This window comes from Fusobacteriaceae bacterium, from assembly GCA_031272775.1.
In the GTDB taxonomy this organism is placed as follows: domain Bacteria; phylum Fusobacteriota; class Fusobacteriia; order Fusobacteriales; family Fusobacteriaceae; genus JAISST01.
The window spans coordinates 14,367-38,006 of the sequence record JAISTB010000022.1 but is presented as its reverse complement, the minus strand read 5'-3'; the positions used below and the strand labels follow the sequence as shown (position 1 = coordinate 38,006).

General features: G+C 55.5%; 25 protein-coding genes. 19 read left to right on the top strand and 6 right to left on the bottom strand.

The genetic code is table 11. The annotated features are described in order from the left end of the window. The first annotated feature begins 127 nt into the window (after positions 1 to 127). Positions 128 to 1,324, top strand: coding sequence for a dTDP-glucose 4,6-dehydratase (locus LBQ97_05915; protein ID MDR1832245.1), 1,197 nt, complete (start codon positions 128 to 130; stop codon positions 1,322 to 1,324). Between the two features lie 51 nt (positions 1,325 to 1,375). On the opposite strand, the gene amrS is transcribed toward LBQ97_05915, so the two are convergent. From amrS to LBQ97_05900, 3 genes are read right to left on the bottom strand one after another with little or no spacing between them, the layout of a single operon-like run. Continuing rightward, positions 1,376 to 2,203 carry an AmmeMemoRadiSam system radical SAM enzyme gene (gene amrS, locus LBQ97_05910; GenBank protein MDR1832244.1) on the bottom strand — a complete coding sequence of 276 codons (828 nt, stop codon included), beginning with the start codon at positions 2,201 to 2,203 and terminating at the stop codon, positions 1,376 to 1,378. Beyond that, entirely contained in the window at positions 2,200 to 3,585 is a 1,386-nt protein-coding gene (gene amrA, locus LBQ97_05905) for an AmmeMemoRadiSam system protein A (protein ID MDR1832243.1), read from the bottom strand. The genes amrS and amrA overlap by 4 nt, the downstream gene beginning before the upstream one ends. A 36-nt stretch (positions 3,586 to 3,621) precedes the next feature. Further along, positions 3,622 to 4,386, bottom strand: coding sequence for a YdcF family protein (locus LBQ97_05900; GenBank protein MDR1832242.1), 765 nt, complete (start codon positions 4,384 to 4,386; stop codon positions 3,622 to 3,624). A 523-nt stretch (positions 4,387 to 4,909) separates the two neighbouring features. Between LBQ97_05900 and LBQ97_05895 the strand changes: the two genes are divergently transcribed. The 18 genes from LBQ97_05895 to ung all read left to right on the top strand — a co-directional run bounded on the left by LBQ97_05895 (position 4,910) and on the right by ung (position 21,007). Then, positions 4,910 to 6,115: an aspartate kinase gene (locus LBQ97_05895; GenBank protein MDR1832241.1), complete on the top strand. Its 1,206-nt coding sequence runs from the start codon at positions 4,910 to 4,912 to the stop codon at positions 6,113 to 6,115. Positions 6,116 to 6,134: 19 nt separating this feature from the next. Then, the gene (locus LBQ97_05890; GenBank protein ID MDR1832240.1) at positions 6,135 to 7,118 is read left to right on the top strand and encodes an aspartate-semialdehyde dehydrogenase; all 984 of its coding nucleotides are present in this window, start codon (positions 6,135 to 6,137) and stop codon (positions 7,116 to 7,118) included. Positions 7,119 to 7,128: 10 nt separating this feature from the next. Then, positions 7,129 to 8,010, top strand: coding sequence for a 4-hydroxy-tetrahydrodipicolinate synthase (gene dapA / locus LBQ97_05885; protein ID MDR1832239.1), 882 nt, complete (start codon positions 7,129 to 7,131; stop codon positions 8,008 to 8,010). Then, positions 8,007 to 8,702 (top strand): 4-hydroxy-tetrahydrodipicolinate reductase, encoded by a 696-nt coding sequence (gene dapB, locus LBQ97_05880; protein ID MDR1832238.1) that lies wholly within the window; start codon positions 8,007 to 8,009, stop codon positions 8,700 to 8,702. Before dapA ends, dapB begins: the two co-directional genes overlap by 4 nt. Before the next feature lie 72 nt (positions 8,703 to 8,774). After that, complete coding sequence (gene dapD, locus LBQ97_05875) at positions 8,775 to 9,485, top strand: 2,3,4,5-tetrahydropyridine-2,6-dicarboxylate N-acetyltransferase (protein MDR1832237.1); 711 nt, start codon at positions 8,775 to 8,777, stop codon at positions 9,483 to 9,485. A gap of 36 nt (positions 9,486 to 9,521) precedes the next feature. Further along, positions 9,522 to 10,649: an aminotransferase class I/II-fold pyridoxal phosphate-dependent enzyme gene (locus tag LBQ97_05870; protein ID MDR1832236.1), complete on the top strand. Its 1,128-nt coding sequence runs from the start codon at positions 9,522 to 9,524 to the stop codon at positions 10,647 to 10,649. A 34-nt stretch (positions 10,650 to 10,683) separates the two neighbouring features. Further along, the gene (locus LBQ97_05865; GenBank protein ID MDR1832235.1) at positions 10,684 to 11,019 is read left to right on the top strand and encodes a hypothetical protein; all 336 of its coding nucleotides are present in this window, start codon (positions 10,684 to 10,686) and stop codon (positions 11,017 to 11,019) included. Between the two features lie 183 nt (positions 11,020 to 11,202). Continuing rightward, a complete protein-coding gene (locus LBQ97_05860; GenBank protein ID MDR1832234.1) occupies positions 11,203 to 12,129 on the top strand; it encodes a hypothetical protein in 927 nt (308 codons plus the stop codon). 139 nt (positions 12,130 to 12,268) lie between these two features. After that, complete coding sequence (locus LBQ97_05855) at positions 12,269 to 12,538, top strand: hypothetical protein (GenBank protein ID MDR1832233.1); 270 nt, start codon at positions 12,269 to 12,271, stop codon at positions 12,536 to 12,538. A 61-nt stretch (positions 12,539 to 12,599) separates the two neighbouring features. Next, positions 12,600 to 13,028, top strand: a complete 429-nt coding sequence (locus LBQ97_05850) for a HutP family protein (GenBank protein ID MDR1832232.1) — start codon at positions 12,600 to 12,602, stop codon at positions 13,026 to 13,028. After that, positions 13,025 to 14,068, top strand: coding sequence for an aminotransferase class I/II-fold pyridoxal phosphate-dependent enzyme (locus LBQ97_05845; protein MDR1832231.1), 1,044 nt, complete (start codon positions 13,025 to 13,027; stop codon positions 14,066 to 14,068). The genes LBQ97_05850 and LBQ97_05845 overlap by 4 nt, the downstream gene beginning before the upstream one ends. 45 nt (positions 14,069 to 14,113) lie before the next feature. Then, positions 14,114 to 14,914 carry a TIGR00282 family metallophosphoesterase gene (locus tag LBQ97_05840; GenBank protein ID MDR1832230.1) on the top strand — a complete coding sequence of 267 codons (801 nt, stop codon included), beginning with the start codon at positions 14,114 to 14,116 and terminating at the stop codon, positions 14,912 to 14,914. A gap of 16 nt (positions 14,915 to 14,930) precedes the next feature. Next, on the top strand, positions 14,931 to 15,626 hold the full coding sequence (gene cmk, locus LBQ97_05835) for a (d)CMP kinase (protein MDR1832229.1): 696 nt from the start codon (positions 14,931 to 14,933) through the stop codon (positions 15,624 to 15,626). Beyond that, the gene (locus tag LBQ97_05830; GenBank protein MDR1832228.1) at positions 15,616 to 16,869 is read left to right on the top strand and encodes a 3-deoxy-D-manno-octulosonic acid transferase; all 1,254 of its coding nucleotides are present in this window, start codon (positions 15,616 to 15,618) and stop codon (positions 16,867 to 16,869) included. Before cmk ends, LBQ97_05830 begins: the two co-directional genes overlap by 11 nt. A gap of 19 nt (positions 16,870 to 16,888) precedes the next feature. Then, positions 16,889 to 17,584, top strand: coding sequence for a tRNA (guanosine(46)-N7)-methyltransferase TrmB (trmB, locus tag LBQ97_05825; protein ID MDR1832227.1), 696 nt, complete (start codon positions 16,889 to 16,891; stop codon positions 17,582 to 17,584). A 19-nt stretch (positions 17,585 to 17,603) separates the two neighbouring features. Next, a complete protein-coding gene (locus tag LBQ97_05820) occupies positions 17,604 to 18,884 on the top strand; it encodes an adenylosuccinate synthase (protein ID MDR1832226.1) in 1,281 nt (426 codons plus the stop codon). Between the two features lie 13 nt (positions 18,885 to 18,897). Beyond that, positions 18,898 to 20,313 (top strand): glucuronate isomerase, encoded by a 1,416-nt coding sequence (gene uxaC, locus LBQ97_05815; protein MDR1832225.1) that lies wholly within the window; start codon positions 18,898 to 18,900, stop codon positions 20,311 to 20,313. Between the two features lie 19 nt (positions 20,314 to 20,332). Further along, positions 20,333 to 21,007, top strand: a complete 675-nt coding sequence (gene ung, locus LBQ97_05810; GenBank protein MDR1832224.1) for a uracil-DNA glycosylase — start codon at positions 20,333 to 20,335, stop codon at positions 21,005 to 21,007. A 90-nt stretch (positions 21,008 to 21,097) separates the two neighbouring features. On the opposite strand, the gene LBQ97_05805 is transcribed toward ung, so the two are convergent. The 3 genes from LBQ97_05805 to LBQ97_05795 form a co-directional block, all read right to left on the bottom strand. Continuing rightward, positions 21,098 to 21,676 (bottom strand): zinc ribbon domain-containing protein, encoded by a 579-nt coding sequence (locus LBQ97_05805; GenBank protein MDR1832223.1) that lies wholly within the window; start codon positions 21,674 to 21,676, stop codon positions 21,098 to 21,100. Positions 21,677 to 21,826: 150 nt separating this feature from the next. Then, on the bottom strand, positions 21,827 to 22,783 hold the full coding sequence (locus tag LBQ97_05800) for a DUF561 domain-containing protein (protein ID MDR1832222.1): 957 nt from the start codon (positions 22,781 to 22,783) through the stop codon (positions 21,827 to 21,829). 92 nt (positions 22,784 to 22,875) lie between these two features. Continuing rightward, positions 22,876 to 23,637, bottom strand: a complete 762-nt coding sequence (locus LBQ97_05795; protein MDR1832221.1) for a phosphatase — start codon at positions 23,635 to 23,637, stop codon at positions 22,876 to 22,878. Positions 23,638 to 23,640 lie beyond the last annotated feature (3 nt).

Below are 23,640 nucleotides of genomic sequence, written 5' to 3'. Positions count from 1 at the left end.
CGGAAATGTCCATGACTTTATTTCAACAACCGCTTGATTTGCGATAAATTCATGGACAAATCCGGAAAAATCCGCTATACTATGGGAAGAAAAAACGCAAACGACAATCCCTTTCACCGGAGGAATCATGAAAACCTGCCTGATCACAGGCGCCGCGGGCTTTATCGGCGCCAATTTTGCGAAATATCTGCTGAAGCGGACGAAGGACACGCGCCTCGTGCTGCTGGACAAGCTCACCTACGCCGGGAACCTCGGCACGATCCGGGAGGAGCTGGAAGACCCTCGAGTCAGCTTTATCCGGGGGGACATCTGCGACCGGGAATTGACCGAGCGGATCTTCAAAAATGAAGATATCGACAAGGTCGTCAATTTCGCGGCCGAATCCCATGTGGACCGATCCATCGAAAATCCGAAGCTCTTTCTTGAAACGAATATCCTCGGGACCCAGAATCTTCTCGACACGGCGCGCAAATACTGGACACTCGGAAAGGATGAGCGGGGTTACCCCCTGTGGAAAGAGGGGAAAAAATTTCATCAGGTCTCCACAGACGAGGTCTACGGGAGCCTGAAAAAAGACTATGAGACCCCGCGAGAGTTGACGCTCGACGCCGAGGTCGCCGGAATCGCCTCGGGAAGAAAAAATATCAAAACCTATGGAAGCGGCATGTTTACGGAACATACCCCCCTTGATCCCCGCTCGCCCTACTCGGCCTCCAAGGCCGCGGCCGACATGATCGTCATCGCCTACGGCGAGACGTATCACCTGCCCTGGAACATCACGCGCTGCTCAAACAATTACGGGCCTTATCATTTTCCGGAAAAGCTGATTCCCCTGATGATCAAAAACATCCTGGCGGGGCAACCCCTCCCGGTCTATGGAAAGGGCGAAAACGTGCGGGACTGGCTCTATGTGGACGACCATTGTAAAGCCATCGCCCTCGTCCTCGAAAAGGGGCGGCCCGGGGAAATCTACAATGTCGGCGGCTTCAATGAAGAGGAAAACATCCGTATCGTCAAGCTCACCATCGCGACGATCAAAAAATTGATCGCCGAAAATCCCCGATACCAAAAAGTCCTCAAGACCGATTTGGAGAATATCGGCGAGGGCTTGATCACCTATGTGACCGACCGTCTCGGTCACGACGCCCGCTACGCCATTGACCCCGCGAAGATCGTCCGGGAGCTGGGCTGGTATCCCGAAACGCCTTTTACGCTCGGGATCGAAAAGACCATTCGCTGGTATCTCGATCATCAAGACTGGGTGGATGAAGTCGTCTCCGGTGACTATCAAAGCTATTACGAGCGGATGTACGGCAAGCGGTAAAATCGGGAAAAATGAATCAAAAAAGACCGGCCCCGCCGGTCTTTTTTACATTCAACAATTTCCCACATAGACATTTTTCAGATATTTTTTCGCGACGTCCGCCATCCGCCTGACGGTGGCTATGGGCGTCGGAGCGAGATCCGACATCCGGTAGCGGGGAAAAAACCGGCTCACATGGAGGGGGATCCCCGGATCCAGCGCCGCGATCCATTTGGCCATGGCTTCCGTGTCCTCTTCGGTATCATTCATGCCGGGCACGACGAGTTTCGTCAGCTCAATATGGGTCCTGCCACGGGCCTTCCGGATCGTTTGCCTGACGGTCTCAAAATCCCCGCCGACCTTGTCGTAAAATTCCTGGCTGAAGCCCTTGAGATCGATATTCATGGCGTCTATCCACGGCAAAAGCGCTTCCAGGGTCGCTTCTGACGCCGTCCCGTTTGTGACGAGGACGTTTTTCAGATGATACCGGCGGGCCGCCTTGGCGCAGTCAAGGACATATTCGGCGGAAATCAGCGGCTCGTTATAGGTATACGCGATCCCGATATTCCCCGCGGGGATGAGCTCCATGGCCTTTCCGACCAATTCATCGGGACTCACAAAGCGCCAGGGAACGGCGTCTTCCCCGACTTGGGCGATATCGTGGTTCTGGCAGAAGGGACAGCGCAGGTTGCAGCCGTAACTCCCGACCGACAGGATTTTATTGCCCGGGTAAAAATGGTACAGGGGCTTTTTTTCGATGGGATCGAGGGCGATGGCCGTGAGTCTGCCGTAATTTTCGGAGACGATCTGCCCGCCGCGATTGATCCGGGCCCTGCAAAAGCCGCGCTGATCCCGGTTGAGCTCGCAACGCCTGGGGCAGAGGGTACAGAGGGTCTTCATTTGTGCCGGATCACCTCGAAGCGCTCGAGGGTGACGGGCTCCGAGGGCCCTATGCCCGCCTTCTGCCGGGCGATGGAAATCTGGGTATCTACGTCGTCGATACCCTCCAGATTCGGAAGAAGCAGACCCCGCCTGCCGCCGCTCGTGACGATGACGCCGTAGCGTTTGACGTCAAGGGCGCTCTTGTCCGCCACAGGTTCCGTTTCCCCCAGCACGTCGACGCTGTAGACAAGACTCGGCAGTTCTTTTTCCTCAACCGGGGAAAAGCGCGGGTCTTCCTGCCCTGCGGAAACGGCGTTCCGCAATATTTCCGCCGCGACGGATTCTCGGACGGGCCCGATGGTACCGATGCAACCCCGGAGCCGGCCGTTTTTCTTGATGGACACAAAGGCCCCGGCGCGTTTTCCGGTCATTTCGGGGGGGAGCCCCTCGGGAAGGGCCGCCTGCTTTCCGGTCTTCACATAGGTCTCGAGACTGAGCCGCGCCAGCTTCACATAGGCGTCCTCACCGCTTTTGGCTTCGTCGACGGATTTTTGTTCCCTTTCCGCGGCAGTCCGGTCAAAGGCCCGGGCGGGATCCGTTCCCGTCACGGAAAATGCCGCGACGCCGTAGCCTACGCCGAAGGGTCCTTCATAGGAAAGCAGTTTCGATTGGACGGCCAGTCCGTCCAGGACGCCGGCCATGATCTGGAATGCGCGCAAGCCGCATTCGGCCGCCTTTTCGCAGAAATTGTCGGGGAAGGTCAGGAATTTCAGAAAATCCCCTTTGGCCATGGCTTCCGTGACCTGCCGGTCAAAGTCGGGCCCTTCCGGGGCAAAGCCGTAGGGGCCGTCGGCTTTGAGCTTGTGAGAAAGATCGCCGCTGGCGATGAAGACAATACGCCTCCCCAAAAGGGCCGCCGCGGCCGCGATCATTTTCCCGAAGCGGTAGTGCTCAACCGGCGTGAGATACGCAAATCCGGCCCGAACAAGCTTGTAGGTCCGGTATTTTTCATTGACAAACTCCAGAGGAATCATGGTCGCGTAATCGAGGGCGGGTTCCCGCTCGCCCATGGTCCCCGCGGGAATGCCTTTGTCCTTGCAGAGTACCGACAGGGCGTCCACAAATTTTTCGTCGTAATCCACACGCAAGGCGTAGTCCCTGACGCCGAACTGACGCAGATCTCCCGAGGCGCCCGGGCCCGGCGAGAGGTGAATGTAATCGGCGTAGATCGTCGTGTGGGGCGACACGAGGACGATGGTTTCGGGCTGCCAGCGGGCGACCATGGCCGCCGCTTCCCGGTACCCGTCAATGGTCTTTTGAATTTTCTTTTCCTCCCCGCGGCCCACCTGCGGCAGGATCAGCGGGGGATGGGGTACGGCAATTGCGCCTGCTACTGACATGATGATACGCCTCCTTGTGTCCGAGTGGGACGAAAGTCATTCGTCCTTTGCGGTCACGGATTTCTTTTTGAAAATCAAGCTATACGCACAGGCAAGGGTTTCTCGTAAATAGGCGGCCGGATAGAGATACCAGGCAAGGGGCGCGCCGTAACGGCTGACGGTAATGCCCTGTCTCCCGGCGATTTGGGCCGAACGGAACATATGGTATTCGGAGGTCACAAAGGCAGCCGTCCATGATTCCGGATAAAGATTGTCAAGGATTTCTTTGGAATAGCGGAAATTCTCCGCGGTGCTTGCGGCCCGCTCTTCTTTATAAACGCGGTCTTCGGCGACGCCGTGATTCACGAGCCAACGCTTCATGATTTCGGCTTCCGTATAGTCCTCGTCTTCGCCCTGCCCGCCCGAGACAATGACGACGGCGCCGGGGTTCCGTTCGAGGTAGGAAAGGGCGCAATCGAGCCGCCCCAGGAGGTTGCGGGAGGGCTTGTCTCCCCGGATCCCCGCCCCGAGGACGATCAGGGCCTTTTCATGGAAATCCGCCGTGTCTTTTTTCCCGTAGAGAAACAAGAAGAGCATGGCGCCCAGCGCCAGGGCCCCCGCCGCATAGACCGGAAGCCGGACCGCAAGGGGAAGACGCGCCCGTAAGCGCCCCCAGGCCATGATGACGAGACCCAGGGCCATCATCATGGGGTAACCGATATTGAAATTGGAATTGAGCTGGATGATCACCGCCCAAATGATCAGGAGGACGCCGATGAAGAAGGAAAATTTGCCGGGAGTTTTTTGCCGGTATCTGTACATGCCTGTCGCCGCCTTTCGATTTTTCTTTTCGCGCCCCGCGGCGCGTTTTGTTCTTATGAAAATTATAGCGGATTTTTCCCCTTATGTAAACCTTTTTTCCCGGTTAGGAGAAAAAAAAACACAATTTTCCGCAAAGATATATGGAATATATTATACGGGTGATATACATTCAAAAAATATATTTTAATTTTCGGCGCCTTCTTTGCTATAATATAATACAATCGAAAACAGACTGAGGTGCAATTCTAAAGAGTATCCACCGGGAGCCCGGATCAGGGCGGAGAAGGGGCGAAAAAGGGAGAGTTGCCGAAATTGCGGGGCCTGATCCGGCTTCGGAATTGGGGATGCGGACAATATCCGCGTCACTGTCATTGAGGCTCCTCAATGTTGCGCTTTCTGTGGTGAATATTATGCTCAAAAATCAACTTGTTTTGATTATGATTGACTACCGGCGGAAAGTGGGCCGGTTTTTTGTTACAAATAGGAAAAAACCGACCGGGGCCTGTCAAAAAACGGAGGATCCATGAGAGTAGTCTTGAAGTACGGCGGGACTAGCGTCGCCACGCCGGAGAAAATCAAAAGCATCGCGGAGTACATCATCCGTCTCAAGAAAGAAAGCAGTGACGAAATTGTCGTGGTGGCCTCGGCCATGGGGAAAACCACGGACGAGCTCATCGCTCGCGCCAAAGAATTTTCCCCGGTTCCCGACCAGCGCGAACTGGACTCGCTGCTCTCCACCGGCGAACAGCAGACCATCGCCTATCTCGCCATCGCCTTGATCGAAAAAGGCCAGCCGGCCATTTCCCTGACGGGCTATCAGGCCCAGGTGGAAACGACCGGCATCCACACGAAGAGCAAAATCAAAAATATCGGCGTCGAGAAGATTGAGCGCCATCTCGCCGAGGGCAAAGTCGTCCTGGTGGCGGGCTTTCAGGGCATAAACGAAGCGGGGGACATCACGACCCTGGGTCGCGGCGGTTCCGATACGTCGGCCGTGGCCCTGGCCGCCAGCCTGCGCTGCGAATGCCGGATTTACACCGACGTCGACGGGATCTACAGCGTGGATCCCAGGATTTACCCCGACGCCAAACCCCTTTCCCACATTTCCTATGAGGAAATGATGGAAATGGCCCTTTTGGGTGCGGGCGTCATGGAAACGCGGGCCGTGGAGATCGGGAAAAAATACGGGGTCATCATTTACGTAGGAAAAAGTCTCAGTGAAAGCGGAGGAACATATATCATGGAAAAAGGATACGGGCTTGAGGACAAACTCATCACCGGCATCAGCGTCACAAAGGAAATTCTGGTCGCGAGCATCTCCAACGTGGCCTATTCCGTCCAGACGATCGCGAAGATCTTCGACATCACGACGGAAGCGGGGATCAACATCAACATGATCACGCAAAATATCACCAAGGACAATATTCTGGAACTTTCGTTCAGCGTGGCCGTCAACGAGAAGTATCTCCTGGACCAGGCCGTGGAAAAGCTCAAAAAAGACCTGCCCCGGGCCACGGTCTCCTTCGCGGACAACCTCGGCATGATCTCCGTCGTGGGCGTAGGCATGGCCAACAGCACCGGCGTAGCGAGCAGGTTCTTTTCGGCCCTCAGCGCGGCGGGCGTGAATTTTTACCAGGTCACGACCTCCGAAATCAGCATTTCATGCAGCATTGACAGAGAGAATCTCAACAAGGCCGTCCAGGTGACGGCCAAGGCCTTTAATTTATAAAAATCCGGGAGGAAATATCATGAAATTAGCAATCGCGGGCGCGACAGGCCTAGTGGGGACCACGTTCCTCAAGGTGCTGGCCGAGAGGAAATTCCCTTACGACGAACTCTTTTTGTTCGCCTCGAAAAAAAGCGCCGGAAAAACCGTCAATTACCAGGGAAAGGACTATGTCGTCGAGGAACTGACGGAAACAAGTTTTGACCGGGGGATAGACATCGCCCTCTTCTCGGCGGGCGCCGACGTCAGCCGCAAATTCGCCCCCATCGCCGCCGAAAAGGGCTGCCTTGTCGTCGACAACTCATCGGCCTGGCGCATGGACGAAAGCGTTCCTCTGGTGGTTCCGGAAGTCAATCCGGAGGCCGCCTTCAAAAACCACAATATTATCGCGAACCCCAACTGCTCCACGATCCAATGCGTGGAAGCGCTGGATGTCCTCCACAAAAAATACGGCCTGAAACGCGTGATTTACAATACCTACCAGGCGGTATCGGGGGCCGGCATGAAAGGAATCGCCGACCTCGAAGAGGGGCTTAAAGGAAATCCCCCGCAGAAATTCCCCCATCCGATCGTCAATAATGCGCTGCCGCATATCGACGTCTTCCTCGAAAACGGCTATACGAAAGAGGAAATGAAGATGGTCAACGAGACGAGAAAAATTCTGGGGATCCCCGATCTCCCGATTACCGCGACCTGTGTGCGGGTTCCGGTCGTCAACGCCCATTCCATCTCCATTACAGCGGAGCTTGAACGTGATTATGAGCTTGCCGACGTCAGAAAGGCCTTTGAGGATGCCCCGGGCCTTATCCTCGTCGACGATCCGCAGCAAAACAAATATCCTCTGGCTACGGAAGCCTCGGGTCAGGATCTCGTCCTTGTAGGCCGGATCCGGCGGGATTTCAGCGCCAAAAACAGCGTCAATTTCTGGACCGTGGCCGATAACATCCGCAAAGGGGCGGCCACCAACACGATCCAGATCGCGGAACTCTTTACGCATCAGGCTTAAAGGAGGAAAAATGGCTATTTTTACAGGATCCGGCGTGGCTCTGGCAACGCCCTTTGACAAAAATAACAACATCGATTACGAGGTCTACGGGAGGCTCGTCGATTTTCACCTGAAAAACAAAACCGACGCCTTTATCATAAACGGCACGACGGGGGAGAGTCCGACGCTCACCGACGAGGAAAAAGTCGAGGCCCTGCGCTTCGTGAAGGCCCGCGTGGGCGGCAAAGTCCCCGTTATCGCGGGATCGGGCACCAACGACACCGAACATGCGGTCAAAATCAGCAGAGAAGCGGAAAAATGCGGCGTGGATGCGTTACTGGTCGTGACGCCCTATTACAACAAAGGAAACGACAACGGTATTTACGGCTATTACAAGGCCATCGCGGCGTCCGTTTCGATCCCGATTATTATTTACACGGTGCCCGGGCGGACCGGCGTCAATTTATCTGTTCCGTTATTGAAAAAAATGTCCCAAATCGATACAATAACCGGCGTAAAAGACGCCACGGGAAATCTGTCCTATACGGCGCAGATCGCCGCGGAAATCCCGAAGTTTGACATTTACTCGGGCAACGACGACGTGGTCCTGCCGGTCATTTCCCTGGGCGGCAAAGGAGTGATTTCCGTATCGGCGAACCTCATTCCCTTTGAAACCCACGAAATGGCTGTGGCCGCTCTCAACAACGACTACGCCAGGGCCCGGGAGATCCAGCTCAAGTATCTGCCGCTGATGAACGCCCTCTTTTACGAGGTCAATCCCGTTCCGGTCAAGGCGGCCCTCAATCTCCTCGGCTTCAATGTTGGCCCGGGCCGGTCGCCTCTGGGACCCATCGAGGAAAAAAATCTCGAAATCCTGAAAACGCTGATGGAAAAGTTGGGAATCCGCCTATGAAAGTCATCATCCACGGCACCGGAACCATGTCCGGCCTTTTGAAAAAAGCCCTTGAGGAAAGCCGCGACCTCAAAGTCGCGGGCTTTGCCGACGAGCTGACGTCCGAGACCGGAGACGTCATCATCAGTTTTTCGCATTTTTCGAGGATACCGAAGCTCCTTGACTTCGCGACGACGCGTAAAATACCGCTTTTGATCGCGACCACGGGATATACGGCGGAGGATCTTGCCCTCATGAAACAAGCGGGCGGGAAGATTCCGCTTCTTTTGGCGTCCAATGTCTCCCTCGGGATCAACATTCTCGTCAAAATGATCAAGGCCGTAACGCCCTTGTTATACGAGACCTTCGATATTGAAATCGTCGAAAAACATCACAACAAGAAGCTGGACGCCCCCAGCGGCACGGCCAAGACCCTGGCCGAAGCCGCCGCCAGCGCCATTCCCGAAGCGGTCACGCAAGTCAACGGCCGGGCGGGCAACAAAAAACGGGAAAAATATGAAATCGGCGTCAGCGCCCTTCGGGGCGGGACCATCGCCGGAGAACACGCAGTCTATTTCTGCGGGGACGACGAAATCATCGAACTCAAGCATACGGCGGCCTCAAAGGCCATCTTTGTCCGGGGGGCCATAACCGCGGCCCGCTTGCTGGTCCAAAAAAAAGCCGGTTTTTACACGATGGAAGACATCATTTAAGGGAAACCATGGGGCGAATGGCCATTCGCCCGGAACATAGCGATTCATAAAGATCATTCAGAGGGAGGAATTATGGGAAATCTCAATACGGCCGAGGAAATCATCGCTTTTATCAAAAACGCCAGCCGGAAGACGCCGGTCAAGGCTTGGATCGCCGGTGACCTGACGGGGCTCCGGACGAGCGCAAAAGTCTTCAAAGGGGACGGATCCTGGTTCCTGGCGGGGGAAGCGACGGAAATCGACCGGGTTTTGACGGATTACAAGGAAAAAATCACGGAATCCTATCTGGAAAACGACCGGCGGAATTCCGGCGTGCCCACTCTGGATCTGCGCTACATTGACGCGCGGATCGAGCCCGGGGCCGTAATCCGCGACAAGGTCACGATCGGTAAAAACGCCGTGATCATGATGGGGGCCGTCATCAATATCGGCGCGGAAATCGGCGAAGGGACCATGATCGATATGGGCGCCATCCTGGGCGGCCGGGCCATCGTCGGCAAGCATTGCCACATCGGCGCGGGGGCAGTCCTCGCGGGCGTGGTGGAACCGCCGTCGGCAAAGCCCGTCACCGTGGGGGACAATGTCCTGATCGGCGCCAACGCCGTCGTCATCGAAGGGGTGTCGATCGGCGAAGGAGCGGTCGTAGGCGCGGGGGCCATCGTGCTCGAAGACGTGCCCGCGGGGGCCGTCGTGGGCGGCAATCCCGCGAAAATCATCAAGGACGTGGACCAGAAAACCAAGGACAAAACGGAACTCGTCGAGGACCTGCGCGGCAATTCGTAAGCAACAACCATTACGCATAAAGGGGGAATGTAAAAAATGAAAATCTCAAGCGCCATTCAAAACCTGCAACGCTCATTGATCCGGAAGATCTTTGAGGAAAGCCTCAACTACAAGGACGTCATCAACCTCACGATCGGGGACCCGGATATCGCCACGCCGCGGGAACTGGTCATGGAAGCGGTCAAACTCGTGGAGCGCGGCCATTTTGGATATCCGCCGAGCGGGGGCGGCATGGAAATCCGGAAATTGGTGGCCGAAACCTACAACAAGCATTTCGGGACCGCCTACACGGGGGATAACGTCATCATGAATACGGGGTCCTCGGAAGCGCTTGCCTGCGCCGTCCGGACGATCCTTGACCCGGGCGATGAAGTTATCATCTTCGCGCCCTATTACCCGGCCCATGTGCCGCTGGTGGAAATGTCCTTCGCGAAACCCGTGATCGTGGATATCTCCAAGACAGGATTCAAGATCACGCCGGAGCTGCTCGCCGCGGCCATGACCGAAAAGACCAAGGCCGTCATCTTCTGCAATCCCTGCAACCCCACGGGCGTCGTGATGTCCAGAGAAGAGATTTCAGCGATCTGCGATTACCTCGCCGACAAGGACGTCTTCATCCTGGCCGACGAAATCTACAACCGGATCGTCTACACGGACTACGTTTCCTTCGGAGCCTTTCCGCAGGTGGCGGACAAGCTCATCATCACCAACGGCTTTTCCAAGTCCCACTCCATGACCGGCTGGCGGATGGGCTACACGATCGGCCCCAAGGAACTCTATCCCTATTTTCTCAACAACTCCGGCTTCACGGTGGGGAGCCCCGCCGCCATTTCCCTCGAAGCCGCGAAAATCGCCCTGACGAAGTTTGACGACCTCGCCTGGCTCGCGGCCGAGTACAAAAAGCGCGTGGACTACATGACGGCCGCCCTGACGGAACTGGGCTACAAGGTCGTGCCCTGCGAGGGGGCCTTCTACCTCTTCGTCAATTACGAAAACCTGTCCGGAAAAGATTCGCTGGATTTCGCGATCGATCTGCTGAAACAGGTCCAGGTGGCGGTGGTGCCCGGAAAGGCCTTCGGATCCGAGGGATATTTCCGCCTGTCGCTGACCGTAGGCGTCGAGCGGCTCAAAGAGGCCGTCGCGAGGATCAAAAACTATAAGTAAGGCCATTCCCACAAAAAAAAAGCGAGGTGATGAAATGGCAAAAATAATCGTGGAAAACGGTGAACTGAGCTACTCCTCTTTATTCCGGAAGGAACGCTATCGGGCGTCGGACATCCGCTGGGCCTACTTGCAGGTTGAGGGCGTCAATTTCCGGCTCTGCTGCGGCAAGGGCTACTCGGAAATCTACCGGATCATCCTGCGGACGGCGGAAGAGCGGGTAGAGCTCAACGCCGACACCAAAGAGCAGGCCCTCGGGGTTTTGGACGCGCTGAAACAGGCGAACCCCGATCTCGTCATCCGCTACAACAAAGACTGGGAAAACGTTTTCAACAGCGATTTCCAGGAATTTCAACGGATCAGTCATCCCTAGCGGTCCGGAACCGAATTTGTATTTGTCAAAAAGAAGCCCGTTTTTTGTGACCGGAAATACGGGCTTTTTGATTCCTGTCAAAAAAGTTTTTTTTCGGGTATACAAGGGCGGGGCATATATGATATAATGAAAGCAGAACAATCCCTTTCCGGACAATATAATCTGAAACAGGAGAAGATGCGTATGGTTGCGAATTCTGCCGGCAACACCCTCTTACGGGAGTACAAGATGACGAATACCCTGACGGATAAATTTGAGTCCCTGTGCGAAAAAATCGCCGAATACGAAAGCGAGAAAGAAAAGAAAATCGAAAACAACCTCGAGCAGATCAAACTGGAGCACGAGGCCGAGTTGCGCATGATCCGGAAAAATATCGAGGACATGCAGGGCAAGGACCTCTCGTCGGTGAAGACCATGGACAGGATGACCATGCAGCTCGAACTCAGCGACCTCCGGACGGAGCTGAAACTGAAAGAACTCGAGATCGACGACATGCTGGAGCGGGCCCAGGAGGATTTTCAGCGGGTTTTTACGGCCCACAAGGAAAAACTCGAGCAAATCAAGACCGAAATCATTGAAGACGCCAAAGAATGCGCCTTCTACGCCGAAGGGGCCGTCAAGGGCAACCGGGACGACCAGATCGGCGGCGCGACGCTGGAGACCATGATCGACACGCTGGACAGCGACTGGAAATGCCTGCGGGAGCGCTACGGGGAGTTGATCACGAACCAGCGGAACAACATCAAGATCTATTCGCGACAGCTCGAAGAGCTCAACGGCCAGCGGGCAAGAGCCTCGGCGGAGCTCGAAAAATGCGAAAACGAGAAGAATTTCCTCCAGGGGAAGATCGGTCTCGACATCGTCGATGACGAAAGCGTGACGCTGGACGGGGGACTGAAGAAAATCGACGCCGCCAAGCGCAATATCGCCAAAATCGAGCGGGAGATCAAAAAAGCCAATATCCGGCGCGACGCCTGCAAGGAAAAGATCGACATCATCAAGACCATGATCGACGAAGTCATCGCCGAAATGGTGGACGAATACTTCCAGATGTCGGACAGAGCCATTCCCGACTACCTGCGGGACGTCAAATTTTTCGGTCTCAGATGAAAAAGCGGAAAACGGACGGTGTCTTCATGGAGAAGACGCCGTTTTTTTACGGTCGGAAGCGGGATTTTTCAACTTTTTCTTGAATTTTCCCCGGTAAATATCGTATAATATACTGTAACTGAAATGAATGGGAGGAATTATGAAGGTTTTTGAAATCATCATGCTGATATGTTTCGGCGCGGCCTGGCCCCTTTCGATCTACCGGTCCTGGAGATCCCGGACCGCCAGGGGAAAAAGCGTTCTTTTTCTGATCGTGATCATTGTCGGCTATATTTCGGGGATTTTAAACAAAATTGTCAACAATACCGTCGATTATGTGGTATTTCTCTATCTCCTGAACGCCGCCATGGTCTCCACGGACATGCTGATCTGGTTCCGGAACCGGAAGCTGGACAAGGAAGGAGAATAGCGGATAAACTGTGCATCTTCGGAAAAATCATGTAGGACTGTAGTATCGGAGGATGATCTGGATGAAGTACAAGAGCAAAGACGTCGCGAAAATCGCCATTGTCATGGCGACCTCGACCCGGGAGGAAGAGGCGGTCCTCAAAGAGGACTACAAGAAACGGAACATCAAAACAGCCGCGGTGGACGTGGGCGGATCCGTCATCGATACCGTCACGAAAATCATGGAACGCTCGGTCATTACCGCCAAACGGAACGGCATCATCGATGATTCCCATGTCAATGAAGGCGCCCTGATCGGCGCGACGCGGGAAGCCATTGAGCAAATCAAAAACAAAGCGCTGGGATTTAACGTGGGGGGGAAAATCGGGATCGCTTGCGCCGAGGAGCACATGTGCGTCTGTATCTTTCTGACGATCGGCATGTTCCGCCTCGACGAAGTCGTTATCGGACTCGGTCACCGCGCCATCCCGGCCGGGGAGGAAGGAATATGATCAGTTTCGGCAACGACTACAGCCAAGGGGCCATTCCCGAAATCATGGCGCGCCTCGCGGCCACAAACCTCGAAAGCACCGTGGGTTACGGCGAAGACGACTACTGCGCCAAAGCCCGGGAGACCCTGAAGAAAAAGCTCAACAGACCCGACGCGGACGTGTACTTTCTCGTCGGCGGCACCCAGACAAACCTCATCACCATCGCCCGGGCCCTGAAGCCCTGGCAGGGCGTGATCGCGCTCTCCACCGGCCACATCAGCATCCATGAGTCGGGCGCCATCGAAGCCCGGGGGCACAAGATCCTTGACGTGGGGACCTCCCCCGACGGAAAACTCTCGATTCCGCTGATCGAAAAGGCCCTCAGGCATCTGCTGCCGCCTCACACGGTGGAGCCGAAGATGGTCTATCTTTCCAATCCGACGGAAATGGGGACGCTCTATACGAAAAAGGAACTGGTCGCCATCAGCGAATTTTGCAAGGAAAAAAAATACTATCTCTATCTGGACGGGGCCCGGATGGCTATGGCCCTTTCCTCGGAGAAAAACGATATCGCCATTACCGATTATCCGGCTCTGACGGACGCCTTCTACCTCGGCGGGACCAAGTGCGGGGCCCTCTTCGGGGAAGCCCTCGTCATTGTAAACCCGGACCTCAAGGAAGGGATCGGCCACATCATCAAGCAGACCGGGGCCCTCTTTGCCAAGGGACGCCTGTTGGGCCTGCAGTTTGAAACGCTCTTTGAGAACGGTCTCTACGAAAGCTACGGCGCTCACGCCAACAAAACGGCGAAAAAAATGAAAGAAGGCTTCCTTAAAAACGGGATCGCCCTGGGCTATGATTCCGATACGAACCAGCAGTTCCCGGTCTTTTCGAAAGCCCTGATCGCCAAAGCCGAAAAAAAATACGTGTTTGAGCTCTGGGAAGAATTGGACGGCGAACGGGCCATCGTGCGCTTCGTGACCTCCTGGGCCACGAAAGAGCAAGACGTCGACGAGCTCATTGCCGACCTCAAAGCCTGGACCGGCGAAGCAAATACGTAACATCAAGGGATCATACTACGGAATACGGAAAGCGAGAGAACCAGCGTGAACAAGACAAAAATACTTCTGGTCGGCGACATCGTCGGACGGCCCGGACGGGAAACCCTCAAACGGTTTCTTGACAAAAACAAAGACAACTACGACCTCGTAATCGTCAACAGCGAGAATTCCGCCAACGGCTTCGGCCTGACCGGAAAATTGGCCGACGAGCTCCTTTCCTGGGGCTGCGATGTTTTGACCTCGGGCAACCACATCTGGGACAAGCGGGAGATCTACGAATACCTCGACGGCGCCCCCCGGGCGCTGCGCCCGCTCAATTACCCGCCCGAATCGCCCGGACGGGGATATGTCGTCGTCGAAGACAAAAAGAAAAACAAAATCGCCGTGGTCAGCCTGCAGGGGCGCGTTTTTATGCCGCCTACCGACTGCCCATTCCAAAAGATCCGGGAAGCCGTCGACGAAATCCGGACGGACACAAAGCTCATTATCATCGATTTTCACGCGGAAGCCACTTCGGAAAAGCTTGCCATGGCCTGGTACCTGGACGGCTATGTTTCCCTTGTGGCGGGCACCCATACCCATGTGCAGACCGCCGACAACAAAATCCTCCCCGAGGGGACCGGCTACATCACGGATATCGGAATGACCGGCTCCGACAACGGGATCATCGGCATGTCCACGGAAAGCGTGCTGCCGAAATTTATGACGGCCATGCCGCAAAAATTTCTGCTGGCCGAAGGAAAAGAGCGGATCAACGCCATCGTCGCGGAAATCAACGTCGATACCGGCGAATGTATTTCCATTGAACGCCTCAACAAATCCCTGATCGAGATCGAACTGAGCTGAAGAAAGGACAAAAGATATGAAAGGATTTGTCATCGCCATAGACGGGCCCGCCGGCAGCGGGAAGAGCACGATTGCCAAGCTGCTCGCGAAAAAATACCGCCTGACTTACCTCGATACGGGCGCCATGTACCGCATGATGGCCCTCTATACCCTTGAAGCGGGGCTCGATCCGGAAAAGCCCGAAGACCTGAAGCGACTCCTTGATCACGCGGAACTCGATATCCGGGAAGGAAAATTCTATCTGAACGGGCGGGACGTCAGCGAAGCGATACGGACGCCGGAAGTAAGCGCTATGGCGTCGTCGGTTTCGACGATCCGCGCCGTGCGGGAAAAATTGGTCGATCAACAGCGAAAGATCGGGGAAGGGAAGGCCATCGTCCTGGACGGCCGGGATATCGGCACCGTGGTCTTTCCCGGGGCCGACGTCAAAATCTACCTCGCGGCCTCCCCCGAAGAACGGGCGAGACGCCGCCACGGAGAATATCTGGCCAAAGGGACCCCGCAGGACTACGCGACGGTTTTGGCCGAAATCCAAAAAAGGGACGAAACGGATTCCACGCGCAAGGAAAGCCCGCTGCGGAAGGCCGACGACGCCGTGGAAATCGACACAAGTCATATGGGAATCGAAGAAGTGGCCGCCGCCATTTCCGCTCTCGTTGACCGTACCGATCATCAATTACATCCGGAGGACGGGGAACATCATGCTCTATAACGCCGTGCGGTCTGCGGGACTTTCGATCCTGAGGACATTGTTTTATTGGAATCAAAAAAAACGGAACTTTTTCAAAAAAAGGTTGACCCAGCGCTTTGACGACCTGCCCGCGGGTCCCTACATCTGGATCCACTGCGCCTCCGTGGGGGAAATCAACCTGTCGGACGCGTTGATCCGGCTCTTTCTGGAAAAACGAAGCGAACGGATCCTGCTCACCTGCATAACCGACGCGGGCATGGCCCAGGCCATCGAGAAATACCGGAAGGAAGCCCGGATTCTGCTGCGTTATTTCCCTATCGACGACAAAAAACAGATCGGAGCGGCCCTGTCCAAATGCGAAAGTTGCCTGCTGGTCCTGGTGGAGACCGAACTCTGGCCCAATCTGATCCGCTCGGTCCACCGGATGCCCAAAGGCGGCGTTGTCCTCGTAAACGGCAGGATTTCCGACAAGAGCTTCGGTCGTTACCGGCTGATCCGCTTTTTCCTGAAGCACTTCCTCTCGGAAATCGACGCTTTTTACATGCAGTCGGAAGAAGACGCCGGACGCGTCATTGAGCTGGGCGCCGCTCCCGAAGCGGTCCTTTCCATGGGAAATCTCAAATTCGACATTCGGCGGGAACCCGTGCCCGAAGAGGTCCAAAGCCGCTTCCGGAATATCCTCAAGCCCGCGGGCCGGAAGATCTTCGTCGCCGGTAGCACCCGGACCGGCGAGAACGAAATTCTCCTGGAGGCCCTGAAAAAACTGCCCAATACGCTTCTCGTCATTGCCCCGAGGCATATCGAGAACAGCGTCAGGATAGACGAATTGATCCGAAGCCGCGGATTTACGTGCAAGCGCTTTTCCCGGCTCGAAGAGATCTGGAAAAATACCGATCCCGTGGACGTTGTCCTCGTGGATTCCATCGGCAAATTGAAGATCCTCTATTCCCTGTGCGATCTGGCCTTCGTCGGGGGAACCCTCGTCAATATCGGCGGCCACAGCCTGCTCGAACCTCTCTGCTACAATAAAACGCCCGTTTTCGGGCCTTACCTGCAAAATGTGCGGGATATCTCCGGAGAAATCCTGCGGCGCGACATCGGCTTTCTCGTCAAAAATGCCGATGAGCTGGTCCTTGCGGCCCAAAAGATCCTCGCCCGGGACGAAGCCTCCGTAAAAGCCGCCGTAGACGCCTTCTTCGAAGCCCACCGCGACGTGGCCTCAAGGACTCTGCGGCATCTGGAACAAAGCGGACGTCTCAACTGAAAAAACAAAGGATAAAATTATGGAAAGAATTGTCCCTGATGAATTTTGGAAGCATTTTTTCGCGGGACCGAAAAAAAATTACAACCCCTATGTGGCCATGATCCTCGATTATCCCGACTTTATTTTTTACGACAGGAGCGTCATGGACGCCAAGCGCGGCAACTGGCGCGAAGTCTTCGGAAACGACCGCCCCATATCCCTGGAGATCGGCTCCGGCAGCGGCGGTTTTATACGACAATTGGCCAAGCGCCATCCCGATCGAAATTTCCTCTGTCTCGAGCTCCGCTTCAAGCGCCTGTGCATGGCGGCCAAAAAAGCGCGGAGCGACGGCAGTTACAACGTGCGCTTTCTTCGAAGGCGCGCCGAAGAACTCGAAGACTTTGTAGGCCCCGGGGAAATCCGCGACATCTATATCAATTTTCCGGATCCCTGGGAAGAAAAGCTGAAAAACCGGATTATTCAGGAAAGTTTTTTTGATCTTTGCGATAAACTGATGCAAAAAGGCGGCTTTATTCGTTTCAAAAGCGATCATGATGGTTATTATCAGGACATTTTGGATCTCGTCGCGGGCCGCGACGGCTACGAAGTGCGCCGGCACACGCCGGACCTGCACGGAAGCCCCCTGCGGGAGGAAAACATCAAAACCGAGTTTGAGCAGCTGTTTTTATACAAATGCAAAAAAAACATCAATTATATCGAAATTGAGAAAGTCTGAAGCAGTTCAGGAGGAAGCAATGGCGAATTATGTTGTGGTAGGAATGCAATGGGGGGATGAGGGCAAAGGAAAAATCATAGACGTCCTGGCGGCAAAGGCCGATTACGTGGTCCGCTATCAGGGCGGCAACAACGCGGGCCATACGGTTGTCGTAAACGGTGAGAAATTCGCGCTGCATCTGCTCCCCTCAGGAATCGTGGGCGGCAAGGCCAAATGTATCATCGGCGACGGCGTCGTCATTGATCCCAAAGTGCTCATCGACGAAATGAAAGAAATCACGGGACGTGGCGGCAACACGGATAATCTGTGGATCAGCGACAGGGCCCAGATCGTCATGCCGTATCACGTGAGGATGGACGAGCTCCGGGAGGAGTTGAGCGAAGGCCGGATCGGCACCACAAAGCGCGGCATCGGCCCCTGCTACGCCGACAAGATCAATCGGGTCGGCATCCGGGCCGTGGATTTCCTCCATATGGACGTCTTCAAGAAAAAGCTCAAAATCGCCCTCGACGAGAAAAACGCGATCCTGACGAAGATCTACGGCAGGGAAGCGCTCTCTTACGACGAGATACTCAAGAATTATACGGCCTACGGGGAAATCCTGAAGCCGAAGATCATTGACGCCGTGGAGGAAGTCAACAACGCCATCGACGGCGGAAAGACCGTCCTCTTTGAAGGGGCCCAGGCCATGATGCTCGACATCACCTACGGCACCTACCCCTATGTCACCTCGTCATCGCCCACCTCGGGCGGCGTAACGACCGGGGCCGGCGTCGCGCCCAACAAAATCGACCGCTGTATCGGCGTCATGAAGGCCTATACGACCCGGGTCGGCGAAGGGCCCTTCGTCACGGAACTGACCGGGGAGCTCGGCGAAAAGCTGAGGACCATCGGCGCGGAATACGGCGTCACCACCGGACGGCCCCGCAGATGCGGCTGGCTCGATCTTGTGGTCGGCCGTTACGCCCAAGTCATCAACGGGATCTCGGATATCGTGATCACGAAAATCGATGTGCTGAGCGGATTCGACACGATCAAGCTTTGTACGGGCTACGAGATCGACGAGAAAATTTACCGCTCGGTCCCCGCGTCCACGGAACTTTTGTACGCGGCCAAACCCGTCTGGGAGGAATTCCCGGGCTGGCGGGAAGACATCAGCCAGGTGCGGAACTATGACGATCTTCCGGCAAACTGCAAAACCTATATCGCGCGAATCGAAGAAGTCTTGCGCTGTCCCGTCTCGGTCATCTCCGTCGGACCGGACCGGACGCAGAATATCGTGAGAAAAAACATCTTGTAACGGGAGGGGCTCAATGAAAACCTTTATGGACAAAGATTTTTTGCTGAACACGGAAACCGCCAAAACCCTGTATCACCAATACGCGGCGAAAATGCCGATTATTGATTATCACTGTCACCTGCAGCCCAAAGAAATCTACGAAAACAAGAAATTCCGGAACCTGACGGAAGTCTGGCTCGGGGCCGGAGACCGCTATGGCGACCACTACAAGTGGCGGGTACTGCGGGCCAGAGGGTATGACGAGGACTATATCAGCGGCGCGGCCGACGACAGGGCGCGCTTTGACATCTTTGTCGAGACGCTCCCCCGGACCGTGGGAAATCCCCTCTACCACTGGAGTCATCTGGAATTGAAGCGCTATTTCGATATCGAGGAGCTCATTTGCCCCGAAAACGCCGACCTCATCTGGAAAAAAGCCAACGAAAAGCTGGAGACCCTGACGGCCCGCGAAATGATGGCGAAATTTGACGTCAGAACCGTCTGCACTACAGACGATCCCGTTGACAGCCTCGAGTGGCATCTGAAAATGAAGGCGGACCCGACGCTGAAGGTGACGGTTCTTCCCGCTTTCCGGCCCGACAAGGCCATCAACTGCGAGCTCTCCTGGTTCGGAGACTGGATCGGAAAGCTCTCCGCCGTCGTCGGCTACCCGATCAAGACGTTGAAGGATCTCCTGCGGGCCCTTGAAGACCGGATCAAGTTCTTTGACGCCGCGGGCTGCAAGCTCTCGGACCACGGTCTCGACACGGTCTGCTACGCCGAAGCCACGGAAGAGGAGGCGGAGGCCGTTTTCCGGAAGGCGCTTGCCGGGGAACCCCTCACAAAAAAAGAAATCGACCAATACAAGGGAACGCTTCTCGTTTTCCTCGGGCGGCAATACGCCAAATACGGCTGGGTGCAGCAATATCACATCGGCGCCCTCCGGAACAATTCGGGCCGCATGCTCCGGGAAATCGGAGCCGACACGGGATTTGACGGCATCGGCGACGCCAAAGTGGCGGCGAAGCTATCGGCTCTCCTGGACAAACTCGACTCTACGGATGAACTCCCCAAGACGATCCTCTACAACCTCAACCCAGCCGACAACGAAGTGCTGGCCGTCCTGGCCGGATGCTTCCAGGGAAATCCCCGGGGGATTCGCGGCAAGATCCAGTACGGAGCAGCCTGGTGGTTCCTCGACCAGAAAGACGGCATGGAAAAGCAGCTGGAGGCCTTGAGCCAGGTGGGGCTTTTGAGCCAGTTCGTCGGTATGCTGACCGACAGCCGGAGCTTTCTCTCCTATCCGCGGCATGAGTATTTCCGGCGGATCTTGTGCAACAAGTTGGGGAACCTCGTGGAAAACGGCGAATATCCGGCCGACATCCCCTTCCTCGGGCAGATCGTCGAGGATATCTGTTACAACAACGCCAAGGCTTATTTCGGATTCTGAAAAAAAGCGGGAGCCCGACATGATACAATTCGGAAACGACTGGGATCCGATCCTGGCCGGGGAATTTGAAAAAGAGTACTACCGGAAACTGCGGCAATTTTTGATTGCCGAATACCGGGCCCACACGGTCTACCCCCATATGAACAACATCTACGCGGCCCTCAAGTACACGTCCTACGCGGACTGCAAGATCGTTCTCCTCGGGCAGGACCCCTACCACGGCCCGGGACAGGCCCACGGGCTGGCTTTTTCGGTCAATCCCGGCGTTGAAATCCCGCCGTCCCTGCTCAACATGTACAAGGAACTCAAGGCCGAATTCGGCTGCAAGATCCCCAATAACGGCTATCTTGTGCCCTGGAGCCGGCAGGGGGTGCTGCTGCTCAATACCTCCCTTACGGTCCGCCGGGGTGAGCCCAATTCCCACGCCGATATCGGCTGGGCTGTCTTTACGGACCGGATCATTGACCTGCTCAACGGGCGGGAGGATCCCGTGATCTTTCTGCTCTGGGGGTCAAACGCCAGAAAAAAGGCTGCTTTTATCGATAAAACGCGGCATTATATTTTGGAAGCTCCCCATCCGAGCCCCCTTTCAGCCCACCGCGGCTTCTTCGGTTGCGGGCATTTCCGCAAGACCAACGAAATCCTGCGGGGCCTCGGCAAGAAGGAAATCGACTGGGCCATCCCCGATCTTTAATCCGCTCCGGAAATCATGAACATAAAAAAACGCGCCCTCTGTCTGAAGGCGCTTTTTTATTTGCTTTTTTTGTGGTATCGCCGGGAGGGCTTATTCCCCTTCGCCGCATCCGCAATCGCATGCTTCGGGAGCGGGTTCCGCGGGCGCTTCCTCAACGGGCGCCGCTTCTTCGGGGGCGGGTTCCTCTTTGGGGGCCTGCGTCAGGTCATAGCCGCATTCTTGGCAAAAGCGGGCGTCGGGTTCGCATTCCACGCCGCAAACAGGGCAAACCACCTTGGCGGGTTTGACTTCCTCAGGCTGTTTTTCGGGTTCTTTCTCGAGCTTCGTTCCGCAAGCCTTGCAGAATTTGGCGTCGGCCGCGTTTTCCGCGCCGCATTTGACACATTTTTGTGTGGCGGGAGTCTTGATCGTTGTCTTCAGTGTGGATATTTTATCTTCCAGTTCGGCGATTTCCTCTTCGGCGATCTTGATCGTGTTCAGGATTTCACCGGCTTCGTCGGGGAGCTGAGCCCCTTCTTTGTACTTGTCGTAAACCACGTCGCCCAATTTTGCCTTGAGTTTACCGATTTCGGCTTTTTTGCTGCTGACCTTGAGGTTGAGTTTGTTAATGTCCACGACGTCTTTGAACTTATCCACGATGCCTTTGTTAAATATATCTTTGATCGACATATTTTATTCCCTCCTCATTGTGCAAAATAATTACCTATATTTTCGATTATACCACATAATACGAAATAATGGCAATATTTTTTATTATTTTTTTCCCGGAAAAGGGGAAGAGACCGTCCCGTAACGGTCCCTTCACGCGTTTGGCGCGTATCAGCGATACCACGCGGCCAATTTTTCATCGAGTTTTTTCTGTTCTTCGCCAAGTTCCCGCATGAAATCCTCAAGAATGGCCTTGGTCGTCGTCCGCTCGCGCACCATGGCGGCCACCTGACCGGACATGACGGAGCCGTTGACGACGTCCCCCTCTATGACGGCGAGTCGGAGTTTTCCGGTCCCCAGCCGTTCGATCTCTTCCTTGGGGGCGCCCGCCTTTTCGAGGGCCAGGAGCTGCCGGGCGAATTTGTTTTCAATGACCCGGACCGGATGTCCCGTATGGGTTCCGGTCGGAACCGTCGAGCGATCCTTGGCTTTCAGGATCAGCTGCTTGTAATTTTCATGGACGTGACACTCTTCGGCGACGAGGAATTTCGTCCCCACCTGGATTCCGCAGGCGCCGAGGGCCATAGCGGCCAGAAACTGCCTGCCCGTGGCGATGCCGCCCGCGGCGATAACCGGAATCTTCACGGCGTCCACGACCTGGGGCACGAGGACCATGGTCGTAATGCTGCCGATATGGCCGCCGCTTTCCATGCCTTCGGCGATCACGGCGTCGACGCCCGCCCGCTCCATGCGTTTGGCCAGGGCCACCGTGGGCACGACCGGGATCACTTTAATGCCGGCCGCCTTCAGCCTCGGCATGAAAGGACCGGGATTGCCTGCGCCGGTCGTCACGACCTTGACCCCTTCCCGGATGCAGACCTCGATCTGCTCCTCGACCTGGCCCATCAACAGCATGAGGTTGACGCCGAAGGGCTTGTCCGTAATGCTCTTGGCGATCCGGATCTGCTTTTCCATGATGTCGGGGGGCATGCCGCCGCCCGCGATGATGCCCAGTCCGCCGTCTCTGGAGACGTGTCCGGCCAGGTATCCGTCGGCGATCCAGGCCATGGCGCCCTGTATAATAGGGTATTCGATTCCCAATAATTGACAAAGTTGGTTATTTAACATGTTTCCTCCCGCAAAGTCAGATTGCACATTTTGCGCATAACGCGCACCTTGTCATTTTAGCATTTTTTTCCCGCTTCGTAAAGAAAAATTTTTTAACGCTCCCAAAAGTAATGCCGATTTTCAAAAACGGACGGTTTTAGTTCCTTTCTTTGCGAAATGAACGAAAATAGAACACTTTTGTCTGAATTCAGGATGCGTTCCGACGGAAAATGGCTGGCTTCTATCCAGGGGAGGATATGGGTGAAATTGCCGATGTCATAAGAAATATGGGCGTCGCTGCCGAGGGCGATCAGGTTCCCGTTTTCCAGACAACGCCGGAAGATCTCGGCGCAGTTGGATTCGGAGCCTTTCCTGACCCCCGAGAGGGAGGCGTTGTTGATCTCAAGGGCCACATGGCAGCGCTTGGCGGTCTCCACGATCCGCGGGATGTCGATGGGGAACTGCGGATTCCCGGGATGGGCGATGATATCCACATATTGGCGCTCCATTAGCCGGACGAGGGCTTCGGTGTTCTTTTGCCGGTCGGGGCAGGTCGGGTAGGACCACACGGGATGAAAGCCCGCAATAATAATGTCCATGACCTTGTAGATCGTGTTGTTGAGGTCGATATTCCCCTCCTCGTCGACGATGTTGGCCTCGACGCCCCGGAGGATCCTGAGGTCCCCGACGGTTTCGGGGATGATCCGCAGGTTTTTCAGGGACCACCAGTGGGGGGAATCGGGCAGAGCCGGTCCGTGATTGGTAATCGCGATAAGCTCCATGCCTTTTTCCCGGGCCCGGGCGATATTTTCCTCCACGGTGCTGTAGGCGTGGGGCGTAACGCTCGTATGGGTATGCAAATCGATTTTAAACATGGA

Bases quoted from the DNA above. Each gene is read 5' to 3' on its own strand.
- LBQ97_05915 (MDR1832245.1), top strand. From the start codon at position 128: ATGAAAACCTGCCTGATCACAGGCGCCGCGGGCTTTATCGGCGCCAAT.
- amrS (MDR1832244.1), bottom strand. From the start codon at position 2,203: ATGAAGACCCTCTGTACCCTCTGCCCCAGGCGTTGCGAGCTCAACCGG.
- amrA (MDR1832243.1), bottom strand. From the start codon at position 3,585: ATGTCAGTAGCAGGCGCAATTGCCGTACCCCATCCCCCGCTGATCCTG.
- LBQ97_05900 (MDR1832242.1), bottom strand. From the start codon at position 4,386: ATGTACAGATACCGGCAAAAAACTCCCGGCAAATTTTCCTTCTTCATC.
- LBQ97_05895 (MDR1832241.1), top strand. From the start codon at position 4,910: ATGAGAGTAGTCTTGAAGTACGGCGGGACTAGCGTCGCCACGCCGGAG.
- LBQ97_05890 (MDR1832240.1), top strand. From the start codon at position 6,135: ATGAAATTAGCAATCGCGGGCGCGACAGGCCTAGTGGGGACCACGTTC.
- dapA (MDR1832239.1), top strand. From the start codon at position 7,129: ATGGCTATTTTTACAGGATCCGGCGTGGCTCTGGCAACGCCCTTTGAC.
- dapB (MDR1832238.1), top strand. From the start codon at position 8,007: ATGAAAGTCATCATCCACGGCACCGGAACCATGTCCGGCCTTTTGAAA.
- dapD (MDR1832237.1), top strand. From the start codon at position 8,775: ATGGGAAATCTCAATACGGCCGAGGAAATCATCGCTTTTATCAAAAAC.
- LBQ97_05870 (MDR1832236.1), top strand. From the start codon at position 9,522: ATGAAAATCTCAAGCGCCATTCAAAACCTGCAACGCTCATTGATCCGG.
- LBQ97_05865 (MDR1832235.1), top strand. From the start codon at position 10,684: ATGGCAAAAATAATCGTGGAAAACGGTGAACTGAGCTACTCCTCTTTA.
- LBQ97_05860 (MDR1832234.1), top strand. From the start codon at position 11,203: ATGGTTGCGAATTCTGCCGGCAACACCCTCTTACGGGAGTACAAGATG.
- LBQ97_05855 (MDR1832233.1), top strand. From the start codon at position 12,269: ATGAAGGTTTTTGAAATCATCATGCTGATATGTTTCGGCGCGGCCTGG.
- LBQ97_05850 (MDR1832232.1), top strand. From the start codon at position 12,600: ATGAAGTACAAGAGCAAAGACGTCGCGAAAATCGCCATTGTCATGGCG.
- LBQ97_05845 (MDR1832231.1), top strand. From the start codon at position 13,025: ATGATCAGTTTCGGCAACGACTACAGCCAAGGGGCCATTCCCGAAATC.
- cmk (MDR1832229.1), top strand. From the start codon at position 14,931: ATGAAAGGATTTGTCATCGCCATAGACGGGCCCGCCGGCAGCGGGAAG.
- LBQ97_05830 (MDR1832228.1), top strand. From the start codon at position 15,616: ATGCTCTATAACGCCGTGCGGTCTGCGGGACTTTCGATCCTGAGGACA.
- trmB (MDR1832227.1), top strand. From the start codon at position 16,889: ATGGAAAGAATTGTCCCTGATGAATTTTGGAAGCATTTTTTCGCGGGA.
- LBQ97_05820 (MDR1832226.1), top strand. From the start codon at position 17,604: ATGGCGAATTATGTTGTGGTAGGAATGCAATGGGGGGATGAGGGCAAA.
- uxaC (MDR1832225.1), top strand. From the start codon at position 18,898: ATGAAAACCTTTATGGACAAAGATTTTTTGCTGAACACGGAAACCGCC.
- ung (MDR1832224.1), top strand. From the start codon at position 20,333: ATGATACAATTCGGAAACGACTGGGATCCGATCCTGGCCGGGGAATTT.
- LBQ97_05805 (MDR1832223.1), bottom strand. From the start codon at position 21,676: ATGTCGATCAAAGATATATTTAACAAAGGCATCGTGGATAAGTTCAAA.
- LBQ97_05800 (MDR1832222.1), bottom strand. From the start codon at position 22,783: ATGTTAAATAACCAACTTTGTCAATTATTGGGAATCGAATACCCTATT.
- LBQ97_05795 (MDR1832221.1), bottom strand. From the start codon at position 23,637: ATGTTTAAAATCGATTTGCATACCCATACGAGCGTTACGCCCCACGCC.